Source organism: Pedobacter sp. NJ-S-72, from assembly GCF_053890575.1.
On sequence record NZ_CM132681.1, the window covers coordinates 5,486,749 to 5,503,340 of the forward strand.

Sequence of the window (16,592 nt, forward strand, 5' to 3'; positions counted from 1 at the left end):
ATTTCAATCAAAAGAAAAAAACAAAAAAAAAAATACAAGCGAACATAAAGTATCTACAAAGCCGGCGCCAGTCTGCGTTATGATTTCGTAAGCGGAACGGATAAACATGACAGCAATACCTAAGGCAAGCGGGAAATCCAGGTTCAATACTCCGTTTTTGAGATTTGTCCATGCGGAGATAAAGTAATCCTTAGCACTATAGAATAATACTGGAATAGCGAAGGCAAGGTTAATCCATCCGAAGAAGTTTTTGAAATCCTGTTCGAAACTATTGAGGCCAAAGTAATCGGGAAAACTTAATAACATCACGTTTCCAAAACAGAAGCCGGCAACTGCAATTTTAGTAAACAGATTGCGCTCAGAATGATCAGTTCTTTGTTTTTTGATCATATCCTGTAAGCTGATCAGTGGTTCGTAACCGATCGCACTCAAAGTCTCTACTACCTGACGCAATGAAATCTGCTGATTTCTGAAAGTTATACTGACCTGCTTTTTAAGGAAATCTACACGTGACTGTAAATGCAGCAGCATTGATTTTATGCAAATGTTCCAGTAACCAGATACACGAACTGCAGTGGATAACCGGAATAAAAAGTGTAATTACAGTGACCTTGTCATCTGTATAATCAACCAGTTCGGCTGCTATACCTGGTTCATCAAGATAATTGAAATGCTGTTTTTTTTTTTTTGCTGTGAGCTTCCGGGTACATCATTGTACAGGTAGTAACTTGATAGGTTATGAGTAGAAAGAATTTGATAAACTCCTTTACAACCCAGGCAGCAAAACTGCTTATCATCAGCAGGATAGGGGTTCTCAGGAAGATTATCGCCGCAGTGAAAACAATGCGTCTCTACCGTTAAGCTATTTGTTTCGTTCATTAGAAATTCTTTCCCCAAAAGTGGGAGGATAATCTCCATCTTAAAATGATACCCGAAACCTTAAAAAGTGATGCAAGTCACTTTTATTTCCATAACTTTATACTTTATTTCGTAGAATTAAAAACTATTGCCCGTTACGGCTGCTTATTATATAAGAAAAAAGAGATACAATGCAATTCTGGATAAAACTTATGGGAGGCCCTGATACCCATTCGCTGGAAGCAATCATATTTCATACTGCTTGTATTTTTACTGGTTTACTTTTTACATGCAGTATAGTTTTTAATTACCTGATTGGCTTATACACTTTATCAATACTGCTGGTTCCTGCTGTTTTTGCTGTTTGTTTTGTGTATTACTTATCGAAATTCAGATACAAACTTAATTTAGCAACGACTATTTTCTGTGTATTAGGAAATCTCCTGTTTATCGCTTTTTTTCTGAACAACTCCGGGGTTAATGGCCCTGGTCTGGTTGTATACCTGCTTTTTTTCTTTCTGGTAATTAGTATTGTGCCTAAAAATCAGCGTTTTGCGTGGATGTCCGTTAATATCATTGTAGCGATAAGCCTGATTATTTTTCAATATTACTACCCTGCTGCTGTTCCTTTAAATTATAAGGATGATTTCAGCAGACATATTGATTTGAGCTATGCTATATATTTTTCTTTACGCTGATCATTATCTATTTTATTCTTACCAGCATTATTACGAGTTATAACAGGGAAAGGTTATTGGCCGAGAAGCGTGCGGAACAATTGGAAATTGCCAATCAGTCAAAAAATAAGTTGTTCTCTATACTGGCACATGATCTCAGATCTCCTTTAAATTCTATTCAGAGTTTTCTGGAAATTTCTATGGAAGTTGAAATTGAGGAGGATGAAAAAAGAACTATAAATTCCAGTCTGCTGAGGGAAACGAAGTACACCGGTCAGATGCTGATTAATTTACTTTCCTGGAGTAAAACACAGATGGAGGGGGTAAATGTCAGACTGATAAGAATCGATCTCGCAAAAGTGCTGGAAACGACTTTGCTTTTACAGACCAGTTTGGCAGAAGAGAAAGGGTTGATCCTTAATAACTGTATTCAGCAAAATATCCAGGTTATTGCGGATAGAGATATGATGGAGCTGATCATTCGCAACCTGATTAATAATGCGATTAAATTTACGCCTCCAGGTGGTGAGATTACTGTTTCTTCTGAAATTCATGGTTTGGAATGCTGGATTAAGATAGAAGATACAGGAGTAGGAATTGCCAGACAAGACTACGATAACATCTTCTCTCTGCATTCTGAGAGTACTTATGGAACGAACCAGGAGAAAGGTGTGGGCCTCGGGCTGGTTTTATGTAAGGAATTTATAACCATGCAGGATGGCAGAATCTGGGTGGAGAGTACACTGAATGTGGGTACTACATTTTTTGTAAGCATCAATCTTTCTGCAAAAGCTGATTTATTCCCTTTGCATTTGAATTGAAAGTTTAATTAATCACCTTTGCACGGTCAAAAGAAAACTAAATATATATATGGAAGATCATTATGAGCTGTCCCGTTTCGGAAAGGATTTTAAGGAAAGAGTTGAGAATGCACTGGACTGCCTGAGAAAAGGTAAAGGGGTATTGGTTGTTGATGACGAAAGCAGAGAAATGAGGGTGACCTGATCTTTCCTGCAGAAACCATGACGGTGCCGGATATGGCTTTAATGATCAGAGAATGCAGTGGCATTATCTGTTTGTGTTTAAAACCTGATAAGGTTGATGCATTGGAGTTACAGCCTATGGTTCAAGTGAATACGAGTAAATATCATACGCCGTTTACGGTGTCTATAGAGGCTAAAGAAGGGGTAACTACAGGGGTTTCTGCAGCTGACCGCTTACAGACGATCAGAACGGCAATTTCTGATCAGGCTAAACCTGATCATCTTTCAAGACCTGGTCATGTGTTCCCGCTAAGGGCTAATGAAGACGGTGTTTTTGGAAGACGCGGTCATACTGAAGGCAGTATAGATTTAGTGGTCCTTGCAGGATTCAGACCTGTTGCTGTGCTTTGTGAGTTGACTAATGAGGATGGAACTATGGCAAGGCTGGCTGAGATTTCTGTTTTTGCTGAGAAATATGAGTCAACGGTTGTTTCAATTGAATATATTTCAGTATCGGTTATCCCTAATAAAGTAATTCTCTGCGCGTTCTGAGAATTAAAAAAAAGTTATGCTATGTTCGGCCGGCATTATTTTTCCTGAAGAAAAAAAAAAAAAAAAAACGCTATGTCCTCACATTAGCCTAACTTTTTTTTTAGTTTCTCCTGTTGCTGGATTCATAGTCTGGCATGGTGCATAGCTTGGTTATGGTTGGTGGTCGTATGATGTATCAGATGATTATACAATTTGCAAGTACTAAAATTCTTCTCTGTTGTACGCTTTATAATTTGTCTGTTTAACAGATAAGTAATTACTAGGTAGGAAGAGAAGGTCGTTAGGAATTGTAAGGGGTTTATGTTGGAAGGGGGTTGGAAGGGGTAATCGCCCTTCCAACCCCCTTCCAACATAAACCCCTTACAGTTCACAAACACTAAGAAAACTTGTCAACTAGAAATAGCTGGTTTAAAATTATAGAGGGTTGTATAAAGGAAATGAATTAGGTGTAAGATGAATAAAATAATATATAGACAGACGCTTGTTATTCGATGGAATAGAAGACCATTTGTTTGATGGAGAATTCTGCATCGCAGTAGAAAATATTACCGTTAAATTTATTCCCGATGAAATCATTTCGGGGAGATTCAATGAATTACAAAATAAACAAGAAATAATAGATCAATCTGATTTTTCTGAAAATTCGACCTGTAATACATGGACAAGTGAGGACGGGCTAACAATTTACTACTATAAAGTAGATGCTTATTTGTTGATCTTTTCTTTAGGCGAATTTCAACCAGCCAGATATAAATTCTATTTGGAAAGTGTCTGGCGCTTATGATATCGAATATTTTAGATAGGATGCTGAGTTTACATAAATCTTAAAAATAGAATTCGTTTCTTTATTTAACCAATCTCAACAAGGATTGTATTACCTTTGAATTCTAATCTTTATTAATATGAGTACTACTGAAAATCATCCAAAGAAGGTACATGAGGGCAGAAATGTTAAGCGCTTTCGAGAGAAATGATGAATATTAAACAAGAGGGCCTAGCATATGAATTAGGTGGGGAGTGGAGTCAAAAAAAGATATCTGTTTTGGAATCTAAAGAAAAAATTGAGGATGATCTTTTGGCTGAAATAGCAAAGGTGCTAAAGGTTCCAGAAGAGGCGATTAGGAATTTTGATGAAGAAACGGCAATCTGTAATATTCAGAACAATTATGAAGGTTCGAATTCTGGGTCTGGCGCATTAGTAACTGTAGGAAGTAGTATTACTTATACAGATTGTGCTATTAACCCTATTGAAAAATGGGTTGAAACTCTTGATCAGCTAAAAGTAGTACAGGCTGAAAATAAAGACCTTTACGAACGGTTATTGAAAAGTGAAAAAGAAAAAAATGAGCTGCTAAAAGCAGGTCGTTGACACGAAGCATCTTGGGAGTGTAAATTGTACTGTCGTCAAGCCCCAATTGCACATTGTCATCATCCATTTTTTATGAATATTTTAGACCGCCCGGATTCATAGCTGGGCAAGGTGGATAGTTTGGTTATTCAACCAGAACATTATTTTCACACCTGACTGAAATTGTGTAATTCAGATGGTATGTGTAAATTGCAATATAATTCAGGAGCGATATGAAAAAAGAAACGAAAGACAATCTTAACGAATTTCCGAAAATATGCGTTACCGAATTATCTGATAATGAGCGTTTGCTTAAAGATATATTTCGTTCAGATCTTGATAAACTTAAACTCTTTACAAAAATGTTACGTACAAATAATCTTTTTAATAACGCGGTGATTATTCATAAGTAATTTGTATGGACGTCCTGGATGAAGTATTACTGAGATTTTGGAGTTCTTTAAATAATCATGATGTTAAATATATTATGGTTGGGGGATTTGCTACTAGATTTCATGGTTTTAACCGAAGTACGGATGACTTGGATATTTGGCTATATGATACGTTAGAGAATAGGAGAAATCTTAGAGCTGCATTTAATGAATTGGATTATGGAGATTTCCCTTCTTTTGAAAAGATGGAATTTGTACCCGGATGGACAAGTATCTATATAGATAATGCAATCGAACTGGATATTATGACATCCATGAAAGGACTAGAATCCCTTTCTTTTCTGGAGTGTCTTGATCTTGCTTCTATTGCAGCTTTTGGAAATGTAAAAGTTCCTTTTTTGCATATTAATCAACTAATAGCAAATAAAAAAGCTGTAAATAGACCAAAAGATCAAATCGACGTAATTGAATTGGAAAAAATCAGAGAATTAAGAGATCATAAATAATTCTGTTTTACACCACCTTCATAAACTCTTCTACGAATAGCATAGCTGATTTCTTACGGTACACCCCCTTTTGCCAGAGGATGAAAGCTTGTTTGTAAAGCTTTTTATCTGAAATGGGCACTGCCACCAGGTTCTCCCATGTGCTAAGCGCTTTTTCATTGATAATTGTCGCCCAGTTTCCGGATTCTACCATGGACAACAGGGAATGGACATCATTTCATTTCAATTCTGGTGTTGGCGGTAATGTTGTTTTTTCTAAAGATTTCATCGAATAAATCACGCGAGCTAAAGCCTTTGCTTGGCAGGATCAGGTCTAATTTTCCGAGTTCTTTTAAAGAGATTTTTGGGAGCTTAGCCAACGGGTTATCTTTGGAAACGGCCATGATGATTTTTGAAGAGAATACGGGCTGCATCTCGAAGCCACCACTATCTTGCTGTTCATGGAATGCAAGGATGATGTCGAGATCGGCCATTTTAAGTTTTGTTTCCAATTCTCCCGCTGTTCCATATTCAATGTGGATCATGATGCCAGGATATTTCTCGGAAAATGGGGTCAGGGCAGGTAATAGTAAAGAGCTGAAGGCATAGGTTACACCAATTTTCAGTTCTCCGTTGATCATGTTGGCCAGCTCAAAAATAGCTTGTCGTGATTTTTTGATGTCAAGCATAATCTGGTAAGCATGAGTCAGGAAAACATTCCCGGCCTCGGTTAGCTTTACCTGTTTTCCCATTCTGTCAAACAAGAGCATGCCTAAGTCTTCTTCCAGCTGCTTGATCTGCTGGGATAAAGTTGATTGGGTAACGAAACAAGCAGCTGCGGCATCTGTAAAATGCAGGAGTTCTGCTGCCTTAATGAAATAATTGAGTTGTCTGATTTCCATAGAAATAAAGATAATCGATCGTTAAAACTAATCAATATCATTAAAAGTATCAATTTTATAAATAGATAGTTTATGCCGAAATTTGTATCAGCCTGTCAGATGAAGCTGCTTTTGAGATAATTAGATACAAATGAGCAGATCAGGCGCTCAAATCAGTAAAATAATAACATGAATGTCTTCCGATCACTAAAATCACGCAATTTCAAACTCTTCTTTTATGGACAATCAATTTCCCTTATAGGCACATGGATGCAAAAGACGGCAGTCAGCTGGCTGGTTTATCAGCTTACAGGATCTGCGGTTTTATTAGGGGTAGTTGGTTTTGTCAGTTTGATTCCTTCTTTGATTTTATCACCTTATGCAGGTAGTTTGGTTGACAGACATAACCGATACCGCATTCTGGTTATTACACAAGTTATCTCTATGATCCAGGCTGGTGCACTAGCCGCAATTATCTACTTCGGATTTAATAATATACTTTTTATTATCGGGCTCAGCCTTGTACAGGGAATTGTCAATGCTTTTGATGTAACCTGCAGACAATCGCTAATGGTTGAAATGGTGAATGATAAGAATGATTTGCCTAATGCCATCGCATTAAACTCATCCATGGCCAACTTTGCACGTATTGCCGGCCCCGCAGTAGCAGGGATCATCCTGAGTACTTTTGGTACTGATATTTGTTTTCTGGGAAATTTCCTGAGCTATATTCCTGTACTGATCTGTTTGTTTATGATGCGTTTGCCAGTGCAGATCATCACTAAATCGACTAAGAGTATTTGGGTAGAACTGGAGGAGGGATTCAGGTATGTTGCCGGAGATAAAGAGTTGAGCAGCATGATTATGATGATAGGGATCAGCAGTCTTTTTGTAATCCCTTTCAATACGCTGATGCCAATTTTTGCTAAAGATATATTTAATGGGGACGCTAAAACTTTCAGCTGGTTTGAAAGTGCGGCCGGACTAGGGTCGATTATCAGTGCTATTTACCTGGCTAATTTAAAAGACAGTAGCACGATGATCAAACTAACCACTATCGCAGGAGCAGTAATGGGAGGCAGTTTATTATTTCTGGCTTATGCACCACAATTGCCGATTGCATTATTGTTTATGGGATTATCAGGAGTTGGGATGATGGCTCAGTCATCTGCCATTAATACTTACATACAAACGCATGCTGTTCCTGAGATGCGTGGACGTGCTATTAGCTATTATGTGATGGCTTATCAGGGGTTAATTCCGGTAGGTAGCTTATTGATCGGATGGGTAGCCCATTTGATTGGCCCAAGACCAGCTGTACTCATTGAAGGACTAATAGGAATAACTGCTACCGGCATCTTTGCCTATTACAAAAGCAGACAGGCAGCAGTTAAAACTATATAATTTAAATACTCAATCCGCCGAATGTGCTGAACAAAATAATGGAAAGTACAATCAGGGTAATCAATACGTAAAGCTTATCTCTTTCAAGCCCAAAAGCTACCAGAGAGAATACAATTCTCACTATGGGTGTTGCAATCAGAATGACCACACCTAACTGTATGATTTCAGTTGCACTCCCTTTGCCTAATCCCTGAATGATTCCTGTCAGACTCGTGTACCCTTCTCCTTCACCATGAAAAGTGCCATAATCTGGAATACCTGTCCCTTGTTGATATAAATACCAGATTCCTCCAATGATTGCAACCAGCCCGGAGATTAGAACCCCATATCTTAAGACCTGACCAATCAGCTGCTGCATATCGTAGTCAGTTACTCTTTTAGTTTCTTTATTCGTATTCATGTTTCCTAGAATTTATGATTAAAACCATTGTATATCATATTGAGAGCGATCGCTGTAATGGCGAAACTGAAAATGATCTTCAACCATTTTACATCGATTTTCATCAGTAATTTCGAGCCTGTAAAAGCCCCTGCAAGTACACCGATAATTACCGGGAAGGCAATTCCCGGATCTATATAGCCCCTTTGTAAATACACCACAGCACTCGCAGCAGCTGTTACACCTACCATGAAATTACTGGTTGTGGTACTTACCCTGAACGGAACGCGCATTGCACTGTCCATCGCTAAAACTTTCAATGCGCCAGAGCCGATACCCAATAAGCCTGAAAGCATTCCTGCAAGAGTCATAATGGAGAATCCACCGCCAATGTTTTTTAGCTTATATTCTACTACACCTTCTTTTGTAGGATAACTGCTGTTTAATTTAAGCAGATAGGAGAGCTTACTGCCTTCTGCCAATGCACCTTCATGTTTCTTTCTCAGAGTCATTGCCGCTGAAAATATCAGGGTAACACCAAACAGAATAGCCACAATATTAACTGGTGTGTAGATGGCAAGGAAGACAGCACCCATTACCGCACCCGCCGTTGTTGCAATTTCAAGAAACATACCCAAACGAATATTGGTAATCCCTTCTTTTACATAAGCACTCGCAGAGCCGGATGAAGTAGCGATCGAAGCGACCAGTGCCGCACCAATTGCGTAACGAATGTCAACGTGAAAAAATAAGGTCAGTAATGGAATAATTACTACTCCGCCTCCCAGACCGGTCAGTGAACCGGCAAGTCCGGCAAGATAAGCCCCTAATAACAGGATCAGGGTAAAGGTTAAAATAGTCATGAGCTGTGTGATTAGTAATTATTGTTTAATAAGGTTTGTATAAGCTGTTCTGCGGCTGGCTGATCTCTATTGACAATAGCCGTTGCAAGCTCTTCGTGCCAGTTATGACTTCTGGCGAAATAAGTCATGTTCTGCTCTTTCCGCTTCGTGAAGAAATCGCGGATAACCGTGGTGAAATTCTGATATAAATCAACTAATACCTTGTTTTTTGAAGCCTTCGCAATGCTGACGTGAAAAGCGATATCGGCATCTGTACATTTCTGTTGGTGATCCGCATCTATTGCTTTTTTTCGCTGAATTAAATAGTTCTGCATGACCGTGATATCTTCCTCTGTCCTATTTTGACAAGCCAGTTTGACAATTTCTTTTTCAAGTAATGAACGGACGGTATTTATTTCTTCGAAGTCCGCACGGCGTAAACGCTGAGAAAGCGTCTCATCTTTTATTTTTGAAGCTACAAAAGTTCCTGAACCCTGCTGTACTTTAAGCACTCCTGAGATTGCCAGCGTTTTTTTTATAGCTTCCCTGATAGTAGAACGGCCAACTTCATAACGCTCCATCAGTTCGGGTTCTGATGGGATCTTAGTGCCTTTTTTAAGTTTGCCAGTGGCGATATCGCTCTTGAGCGCGGTAATCACTTTATCCGATAAATTTATTCTTTTCATCTTTTAAACATCTGATGTTTCAAAGGTAAATCATCTTAGCATACATCTGATGTTTGTAATGTAAAAGTGACAGTTCAAACAACAGCTTTTGAGATGGAATTTTTAATAAATTTCTTTTCTTATTAAAAATGTTATAGGTTTACAAAAAACTTTAGGGGTGCCTTGTGCTGAGATATACCCTTTGAACCTGATGCAGTTAGTACTGCCGAAGGGAAAAGTAAGGCCACAACTCTGTTGTTGGTTTTTCATTCCTTATACAGGTCATTCCTATCGTTGTTAAAAAATGAAGAGAATGGAAATTACTGTAAATCATCAAACTTATTCTATTGCCGGTTCTTGTTCTGTAGTACAGCTGTTAACTGCTGTTTTGCAGGTTTCTGCAAGCGGTATTGCGGTCGCTGTCAATCAGTCAATCGTGTCTAAATCTGACTGGTCTGCTTACCATCTTCAACCCGGGGATCAGGTCATGCTGATCAAGGCAACCCAGGGGGGATAATTCTCTATTTCTGTTCTTAACCTAACAAAAATCACATAAAGATGAAAGTAGAAAAAATTCCAGATGGCCAGGTCATCAGCAGGACGCCTTTTCCGGCATCCCGTAAAGTTTTTGTAAAAGGTCAGCTTCATGATATTGAAGTTGCCATGCGTGAAATCAGCCTTAGCGAAACCAAAATACATAACGGTTTTGGCCTGACAGAGAAAAACCCATCTGTAACTGTTTACGATACAAGTGGGCCTTACACAGATCCTGACGCACATATTGATGTTAAAGCAGGACTGCCAAGAATCAGAGAAAGATGGGTTACTGATCGGGGTGACGTAGAAAAACTGGACCATATCACCTCTGCTTATGGTGCACAAAGACTTGAAGATCCATCGCTTGATGCGTTGCGTTTCGCCTTTCAACATCAGCCATACCGTGCAAAATCCGGACAGAATGTATCTCAGATGCACTATGCAAGAAAAGGGATCATTACTCCTGAAATGGAATACATTGCGATCAGAGAAAACCAGAGGATAGAACTGTGGAATAAAGAAAAGGGTGAACAGGTGAAGCCATGAGCCACCAGCATCCAGGAAATAGTTTTGGAGCCAATACGCCGAAAGAATTTATTACACCAGAATTTGTACGAGAGGAAGTAGCTCGTGGCAGAGCTGTTATTCCATCAAATATCAATCACCCTGAATCTGAGCCGATGATTATCGGCCGTAATTTTCTGGTTAAAATTAATGCAAACATTGGTAATTCTGCCGTGACTTCCAGTATCGAAGAAGAAGTTGAAAAAGCAGTATGGGCATGCCGATGGGGTGCAGATACTATTATGGATTTGTCAACAGGTAAAAATATCCATGAAACCAGAGAATGGATTATTCGTAATTCACCGGTTCCAATCGGTACAGTTCCAATCTATCAGGCTCTTGAAAAAGTGAATGGTAAAGCAGAAGACCTGACCTGGGAACTATTCAGAGATACGCTGATTGAACAGGCTGAGCAAGGGGTTGATTATTTTACTATCCACGCCGGAGTGTTGCTAAGATATATTCCATTGATGCCAAAAGGATTACTGGTATCGTTTCAAGAGGTGGATCCATCATGGCGAAATGGTGTTTAGCGCATCACAAGGAAAGCTTTTTGTACACGCATTTTGAAGAAATCTGTGAGATTATGAAAGCCTATGATGTTGCCTTTTCATTAGGTGACGGATTAAGACCAGGCTGTCTGGCCGATGCGAATGATGCTGCGCAGTTTGCAGAACTGGAAACATTGGGCGAACTAACTAAGATTGCCTGGAAACACGATATCCAGACTATTATCGAAGGCCCGGGGCATGTGCCAATGCACCTGATTAAAGCCAATATGGAGAAACAGCTGGAACATTGCGGAGAAGCTCCTTTCTATACTTTAGGCCCTTTGACAACGGATATTGCACCTGGATATGATCATATTACTTCGGCAATCGGAGCAGCCATGATTGGCTGGTATGGAACAGCCATGTTGTGTTATGTAACGCCAAAAGAGCATTTGGGTTTACCCAATAAAAAGGACGTAAAAGACGGGGGTAATCACTTATAAAATTGCTGCGCATGCTGCGGATTTAGCCAAAGGACATCCCGGAGCTCAATATCGTGATAACGCTTTGAGTAAAGCAAGGTTTGAATTCAGATGGGAAGATCAGTTTAACCTGTCTCTTGATCCCGATACTGCTAAAGAATTCCATGATGAAACGCTTCCTGCTGATGGCGCTAAAATCGCCCATTTCTGTTCGATGTGCGGTCCGAATTTCTGTTCGATGAAAATCACACAGGATGTGCGGGAATATGCAGCTAAACAAGGATTGGATGAAGCTGCTGCACTGGTAAAAGGGATGGAAGATAAATCACGTGAATTCACAGAAAAAGGAAGTGAAATCTATTTATAAATGGAACTTATAGTCATCACTCATCCGGATTATTTAATCGGGGAAGGTAAATTGATTAACGCACTTTTTGATGCGGGACTTCAATTGTTGCATCTCCGGAAACCTGGAAATGATGTGGTGAAATTTATGCTTGATGAAGGAAATCAACCCGGTTTATTATCCGGCAATTTCCATTCATCAGCACCATGAACTGGCAGATATGTTTTTAATCAAACGTCTTCACTATCCGGAGAAACTCTGGGAAATTACTGGTGAACAAAAAAGAATAGAACTTTTTACCAGAGGATTTCATTTAAGCCGTTCAATCCATGAATGGGGGCCTCCAACTGATACTGCCTTTTTGGATTATGTCTTCTTTGGCCCTGTGTTTAACAGTATTTCCAAAGAAGGATATCAAAGTATAGTGGATAAGGATTTTTATTTGTCCGATGTCCCGGCAGGATTAAAGGTTTTCGCTTTAGGAGGAATTACAGCAGATCTGTTTCCCGCATTGAAAAGAATGAATTTTGATGGTGCTGCTGTTCTTGGCGCACTATGGAACCATCCATCCAATGCGCTGGAAGAATTTGAAAAAATGCTCAAATCAATAAAAACATGTTAATTGATCAATTACATTATATATCACAACCCCCGGAAAATGGGACGCATCTGACTGCTATAGAAAAAGTATTACGTGCCGGAGGTAAATGGATACAACTTCGGGTAAAAGAGCAGGAGGAAGAGACTGTTCTTGAACTGGCGATTCAGGCTAGTCGCTTATGTGAACAATATGGTGCGAAGCTAATCGTCAATGACTATCCTGAACTGGCATTGAAATCGGGCGCCTATGGTGTACACCTTGGTTTGGATGATATGCCTATACCAGAAGCACGAGCTATTCTGGGGAAGAATAAATGTATTGGCGGTACCGCAAATACATTTGCTGATATATGCAGAAGAGTAGAAGAAGGAGCTGATTATATCGGTCTGGGGCCATTCAGGTTTACCAGTACTAAAAAAAATCTAAGTCCTGTTCTTGGTCTTGATGGCTATAAACGACTTTTACAGCAGGTTTTTGATGCTGATATTAAACTACCAATTATAGCCATAGGAGGTATACAAATCAGGGATACTCCGGCTATACTTCAAACCGGAATTTATGGTATTGCAGTTTCTGGTTTACTGACACAGGATGCTAATCCTGCTGAAAGTATCAGCTTGCTTTACCAGGAAATGAACCTTAATTCAAAACAAACGTTATGTTAACCATCGCAGATAAAGTATTTAATTCCCGCTTATTTACAGGAACAGGGAAATTCAGTTCGGCAGTGATCATGGAAAATGCATTGCTGGCTTCTGGTTCCGAATTGGTAACTGTAGCTTTAAAAAGAGTTGATCTTAAAGCTGTAGAGGACGATATACTGAGCCGGTTAAATTATCCTCAGATAAATCTGCTCCCTAATACTTCTGGAGTCAGAAATGCGAAGGAGGCTGTTTTTGCTGCCCAGATGGCCAGAGAAGCATTGGAAACAAATTGGGTTAAACTAGAGATTCATCCTGATCCTAAATACCTGATGCCTGATCCGATTGAAACCTTAAAAGCAACGGAACAACTGGCGAAATTAGGTTTTATCGTATTGCCTTATATTCTGCTGACCCGGTTTTATGCAAACATTTAGAAGATGCAGGAACGGCTGGGGTAATGCCTTTAGGTTCACCAATTGGGAGTAATAAAGGGTTAAAGACTATTGATTTTTTAGAAATCATTATCAGTCAGAGTAATGTGCCTGTGATTGTTGATGCAGGAATTGGCTCACCATCGGATGCTGCAAAAGCTATGGAAATTGGAGCAGACGCGGTACTGGTCAATACGGCAATTGCTGTTTCCAGGGACCCTGTTAAAATGGCAGAAGCTTTTAAAATAGCTGTAATCGCCGGAAGGATGGCTTTCGAAGCGAAATTAGGATCTATCAATTCATATGCTGTTTCAAGCAGCCCTTTAACTTCTTTTCTGGATGACTGATAACTTCACAACACTTTTTAATACTTACGACTGGGAACAGACCAAACAGAGTATCTATGAGAAGACAGCACTGGATGTTGAGTATGCTTTGGGGAACAGCGGGAAAAGAACTTTAGAAGATTTTAAAGCGCTGATCTCTCCGGCTGCAGCTCCATATCTGGAGCAGATGGCACAACTGAGCAGAGCAGCTACACTGAAGCGTTTTGGTAAGGTGATGCAGTTATATGTACCACTTTATCTTTCTAATGAGTGTAATAATATTTGTACTTATTGCGGCTTTAGCCTGGATAATAAGGTGAGGCGTAAAACGCTGTCTCCTATGGAGATCATGCAGGAGGTTGCTGTGTTGAAAGAAATGGGATATGATCACGTATTGCTGGTAACTGGTGAGGCTAATCAAACTGTGCATACTGAATATTTTAAAGGGGTTCTTGAACTTTTACGTCCTCATTTCGCGCTTATTTCAATGGAGGTACAGCCGCTGAATACGGAGGATTATGAGGAACTGATTCCTTTAGGACTAAATACAGTACTGGTTTATCAGGAAACTTATCACCGGGAGGATTACAAGAAGCATCACCCAAAAGGAAAGAAATCTAATTTTGAATACAGACTGGAAACTCCGGACAGGTTTAGGGAAGGCTGAGGTTCATAAAATGGGACTAGGGGTGCTGATTGGTCTGGAAGACTGGCGCACAGACTCGTTTTTTACCGCACTGCATTTGAGCTATCTTGAGAAGAAATATTGGAAGACGAAGTATAGTTTGTCTTTTCCCCGCTTGAGACCGTTTAGTGGCGGGTTGGAGCCTAAAGTGGAAATGTCTGACAGGGAACTGGTTCAACTGATCTGTGCATACAGATTGTTTAATGAAGAGGTCGAGCTTTCTATTTCTACAAGAGAATCTATTGTTTTTCGCGACCATATTATTGGCTTAGGGATTACTTCTATGAGTGCGGGATCGAAGACGAATCCTGGGGGGTATGCAGTGGAACCGGAATCACTGGAACAGTTTGAGATCAGTGATGAAAGGACTCCGGGTGAGATTGTGGAAATGTTGAAGGAAAAGGGGTATGAGGCGGTGTGGAAGGACTGGGATTGGGGACTCGTCAACCAATAAAAAAAACTTATACTATGTTCGGGCGACATTGCCTTCGCCGAAGAGGCTCGGAACGAATGCCCTCACATTAGTATAAGTTTTTTTTTTTTTCGATATCCAAGCCTGAGATGGTGGCTGGGAAGAATGGCTGGGAAGAATGGCTAGGAAGGAGGATTTATGGAGGGTGGTTAGGAGGGATGATTTTATAATCTTAAATTAGCGGCATGAATTTAATTGACTTTACCCTTCCTGAAATAGTTTTCTTAGAGCCAAGTGAGCATCTTGAAAATGAAATGGAAGGCCGCACAGTAATACAGCATACAACCTCGCACACGATCATGGAAGTTATAGCGTCAGATGAAGTTGAAGGACTTAATTTTAAAGCCGGAACTAAAACATATGACTTTGAATACCTGAATCTTTATGGAGTGGTTGAAAATCATTTATTCGCAGTTCACTTTACTTTAAATGAGGGCGATTTGACTGATGTGTTTAAACAATGTGCTGAATGGTACAGGGCTTATCTGAGCTGGGAAGATAGAAATAGAAATATATTGGAAGACGGAGAATAAGGCTTTTTTACTGACACATGAATAAACTTTTCTTTACTGCGATTTTTTCGTTCTCTTTTATGGCCGCTATAGCCCAAAAGCCTATGAACAATATTTATCAGTCTGATGCTTATACTTTATCTTTTGATAGGGTTACACAGGGGGTATTTGAAGCTGTGGCTTTGTCTCCGGCAATGCTGCATTCTAACTATCAAAGCCCGGTTAACCTGGATATCAGCCCAGACTTATCTTTTAAATTCAGTATCAATGGTAAGGACAATGAAATGGTTTCGGGAAAGAACCACGAGGTTAGCATTATTGCTCTAAATGGGAAATTTGAAACTCCTGTTATTCGCTTTGGTCAACAATTAAAAGGACTAAATCCTTTGGCAAAAGGAATATTCCTTAAGCCTGATAGCAAGTTCACGATTAAACTGGATATGCGTGAAGTGCTTGCCGCTTTTGCTTCAAAAGGTTTTTATACGGCATACGATGGAACTAAAATCTACAAAGCAGACTTTAAAGGTGTCTTTGTTGCGGGAAGCATCAGTCCGCTGATCTGGGATTTTGATAACCTGAGCAATCATAAGGAACTCGAATTAAAAGATAGTGACGGTGATGGTATTTATACTGTCACCCTGGAAATGAATAAGGCGCAGGAGAAAAAAACTACGGCTTCTTCATGGAAACTGACAAAAGATGTCTCTGCTTTTCCTCAGTATAAATCTTCGGTTCCAATGATGGATGCGCTGTATAACCTTGGTTTAGAGGAGATGGAGAATGCGGTGGAACCAGATAGTACTTTCAGAACAGGGAAAGAATGGGCAGGGGTGTGGACAAGAGATATTAGCTATAGTATTATACTTTCTATGGCTACGCTGCAACCTAAAGTTGCCCAATATAGTTTACTGAGAAAAGTTAAAAATAACCGTGTTATTCAGGATACTGGTACGGGTGGTTCATGGCCGGTTTCTTCTGACAGAATGATCGGCTGTTGCTGCCTGGGAAGTTTATAAAACTACGGGGGATCAGGCA

21 protein-coding genes, 3 pseudogenes and 1 riboswitch are annotated in these 16,592 nt (G+C 39.7%); of the genes and pseudogenes, 17 read left to right on the top strand and 7 right to left on the bottom strand.

Going from position 1 to position 16,592, the window contains the following annotated elements; genetic code table 11:
• Nucleotides 1–3: 3 nt before the first annotated feature.
• Nucleotides 4–531, bottom strand: a complete 528-nt coding sequence (locus ACWYN3_RS35995; protein ID WP_456218478.1) for a hypothetical protein — start codon at nt 529–531, stop codon at nt 4–6.
• 111 nt (nt 532–642) lie between these two features.
• Nucleotides 643–918, bottom strand: a complete 276-nt coding sequence (locus ACWYN3_RS36000; RefSeq protein WP_456218479.1) for a heavy metal translocating P-type ATPase metal-binding domain-containing protein — start codon at nt 916–918, stop codon at nt 643–645.
• Nucleotides 919–1,049: 131 nt separating this feature from the next.
• Between ACWYN3_RS36000 and ACWYN3_RS36005 the strand changes: the two genes are divergently transcribed.
• The 7 genes from ACWYN3_RS36005 (at nt 1,050) to ACWYN3_RS36035 (ending at nt 5,316) form a co-directional block, all read left to right on the top strand.
• Nucleotides 1,050–1,556 (top strand): hypothetical protein, encoded by a 507-nt coding sequence (locus tag ACWYN3_RS36005; protein WP_456218480.1) that lies wholly within the window; start codon nt 1,050–1,052, stop codon nt 1,554–1,556.
• Nucleotides 1,557–1,612: 56 nt separating this feature from the next.
• The gene (locus tag ACWYN3_RS36010; protein ID WP_456218481.1) at nt 1,613–2,356 is read left to right on the top strand and encodes a sensor histidine kinase; all 744 of its coding nucleotides are present in this window, start codon (nt 1,613–1,615) and stop codon (nt 2,354–2,356) included.
• A gap of 49 nt (nt 2,357–2,405) precedes the next feature.
• A complete protein-coding gene (locus ACWYN3_RS36015) occupies nt 2,406–2,540 on the top strand; it encodes a hypothetical protein (RefSeq protein ID WP_456218482.1) in 135 nt (44 codons plus the stop codon).
• 17 nt (nt 2,541–2,557) lie between these two features.
• Nucleotides 2,558–3,070, top strand: a complete 513-nt coding sequence (locus ACWYN3_RS36020; protein ID WP_456218483.1) for a 3,4-dihydroxy-2-butanone-4-phosphate synthase — start codon at nt 2,558–2,560, stop codon at nt 3,068–3,070.
• Nucleotides 3,071–3,578: 508 nt separating this feature from the next.
• Nucleotides 3,579–3,854, top strand: a complete 276-nt coding sequence (locus ACWYN3_RS36025) for a hypothetical protein (protein WP_456218484.1) — start codon at nt 3,579–3,581, stop codon at nt 3,852–3,854.
• A 186-nt stretch (nt 3,855–4,040) separates the two neighbouring features.
• On the top strand, nt 4,041–4,439 hold the full coding sequence (locus ACWYN3_RS36030) for an XRE family transcriptional regulator (protein WP_456218485.1): 399 nt from the start codon (nt 4,041–4,043) through the stop codon (nt 4,437–4,439).
• A 520-nt stretch (nt 4,440–4,959) separates the two neighbouring features.
• Nucleotides 4,960–5,316, top strand: a complete 357-nt coding sequence (locus tag ACWYN3_RS36035) for a hypothetical protein (protein ID WP_456218486.1) — start codon at nt 4,960–4,962, stop codon at nt 5,314–5,316.
• A gap of 7 nt (nt 5,317–5,323) precedes the next feature.
• Here ACWYN3_RS36035 and ACWYN3_RS36040 read toward each other — a convergent pair whose 3' ends face one another.
• Together ACWYN3_RS36040 and ACWYN3_RS36045 are read right to left on the bottom strand one after the other, a co-directional pair.
• Nucleotides 5,324–5,509 carry a hypothetical protein gene (locus ACWYN3_RS36040; RefSeq protein WP_456218487.1) on the bottom strand — a complete coding sequence of 62 codons (186 nt, stop codon included), beginning with the start codon at nt 5,507–5,509 and terminating at the stop codon, nt 5,324–5,326.
• Between the two features lie 19 nt (nt 5,510–5,528).
• The gene (locus ACWYN3_RS36045) at nt 5,529–6,197 is read right to left on the bottom strand and encodes a LysR substrate-binding domain-containing protein (RefSeq protein ID WP_456218488.1); all 669 of its coding nucleotides are present in this window, start codon (nt 6,195–6,197) and stop codon (nt 5,529–5,531) included.
• 168 nt (nt 6,198–6,365) lie between these two features.
• On the opposite strand from ACWYN3_RS36045, the gene ACWYN3_RS36050 reads away from it, so the two are divergent.
• Nucleotides 6,366–7,580 carry an MFS transporter gene (locus tag ACWYN3_RS36050; protein WP_456218489.1) on the top strand — a complete coding sequence of 405 codons (1,215 nt, stop codon included), beginning with the start codon at nt 6,366–6,368 and terminating at the stop codon, nt 7,578–7,580.
• 1 nt (nt 7,581) lies between these two features.
• On the opposite strand, the gene ACWYN3_RS36055 is transcribed toward ACWYN3_RS36050, so the two are convergent.
• The 3 genes from ACWYN3_RS36055 to ACWYN3_RS36065 are packed head-to-tail and all read right to left on the bottom strand — an operon-like array spanning nt 7,582 to nt 9,487.
• On the bottom strand, nt 7,582–7,980 hold the full coding sequence (locus tag ACWYN3_RS36055; protein WP_456218490.1) for a DUF1634 domain-containing protein: 399 nt from the start codon (nt 7,978–7,980) through the stop codon (nt 7,582–7,584).
• A 5-nt stretch (nt 7,981–7,985) separates the two neighbouring features.
• Nucleotides 7,986–8,822 carry a sulfite exporter TauE/SafE family protein gene (locus ACWYN3_RS36060; RefSeq protein WP_456218491.1) on the bottom strand — a complete coding sequence of 279 codons (837 nt, stop codon included), beginning with the start codon at nt 8,820–8,822 and terminating at the stop codon, nt 7,986–7,988.
• 11 nt (nt 8,823–8,833) lie between these two features.
• Entirely contained in the window at nt 8,834–9,487 is a 654-nt protein-coding gene (locus ACWYN3_RS36065; protein ID WP_456218492.1) for a FadR/GntR family transcriptional regulator, read from the bottom strand.
• 143 nt (nt 9,488–9,630) lie between these two features.
• Nucleotides 9,631–9,718: riboswitch (TPP riboswitch) on the top strand.
• 52 nt (nt 9,719–9,770) lie between these two features.
• On the opposite strand from ACWYN3_RS36065, the gene thiS reads away from it, so the two are divergent.
• The 9 genes and pseudogenes from thiS to ACWYN3_RS36110 all read left to right on the top strand — a co-directional run bounded on the left by thiS (nt 9,771) and on the right by ACWYN3_RS36110 (nt 16,573).
• Nucleotides 9,771–9,983 (top strand): sulfur carrier protein ThiS, encoded by a 213-nt coding sequence (gene thiS / locus ACWYN3_RS36070; protein ID WP_456218493.1) that lies wholly within the window; start codon nt 9,771–9,773, stop codon nt 9,981–9,983.
• Between the two features lie 41 nt (nt 9,984–10,024).
• Nucleotides 10,025–11,907: pseudogene (gene thiC, locus ACWYN3_RS36075) on the top strand (phosphomethylpyrimidine synthase ThiC).
• Nucleotides 11,908–12,096: a hypothetical protein gene (locus ACWYN3_RS36080; protein WP_456218494.1), complete on the top strand. Its 189-nt coding sequence runs from the start codon at nt 11,908–11,910 to the stop codon at nt 12,094–12,096. It begins immediately after the preceding pseudogene.
• Nucleotides 12,041–12,508, top strand: a complete 468-nt coding sequence (locus tag ACWYN3_RS36085; RefSeq protein WP_456218495.1) for a thiamine phosphate synthase — start codon at nt 12,041–12,043, stop codon at nt 12,506–12,508. The genes ACWYN3_RS36080 and ACWYN3_RS36085 overlap by 56 nt, the downstream gene beginning before the upstream one ends.
• Nucleotides 12,502–13,152, top strand: coding sequence for a thiamine phosphate synthase (locus ACWYN3_RS36090; protein WP_456218496.1), 651 nt, complete (start codon nt 12,502–12,504; stop codon nt 13,150–13,152). Before ACWYN3_RS36085 ends, ACWYN3_RS36090 begins: the two co-directional genes overlap by 7 nt.
• Nucleotides 13,146–13,909 (top strand): annotated as a pseudogene (locus ACWYN3_RS36095) (HisA/HisF-related TIM barrel protein). Before ACWYN3_RS36090 ends, ACWYN3_RS36095 begins: the two are co-directional and overlap by 7 nt.
• Nucleotides 13,902–15,027: pseudogene (gene thiH, locus ACWYN3_RS36100) on the top strand (2-iminoacetate synthase ThiH). The pseudogenes ACWYN3_RS36095 and thiH overlap by 8 nt, the downstream one beginning before the upstream one ends.
• A 203-nt stretch (nt 15,028–15,230) precedes the next feature.
• Nucleotides 15,231–15,578 (top strand): hypothetical protein, encoded by a 348-nt coding sequence (locus ACWYN3_RS36105; protein WP_456218497.1) that lies wholly within the window; start codon nt 15,231–15,233, stop codon nt 15,576–15,578.
• Nucleotides 15,579–15,595: 17 nt separating this feature from the next.
• On the top strand, nt 15,596–16,573 hold the full coding sequence (locus tag ACWYN3_RS36110) for a hypothetical protein (RefSeq protein ID WP_456218498.1): 978 nt from the start codon (nt 15,596–15,598) through the stop codon (nt 16,571–16,573).
• The last annotated feature ends 19 nt before the right edge of the window (nt 16,574–16,592 follow it).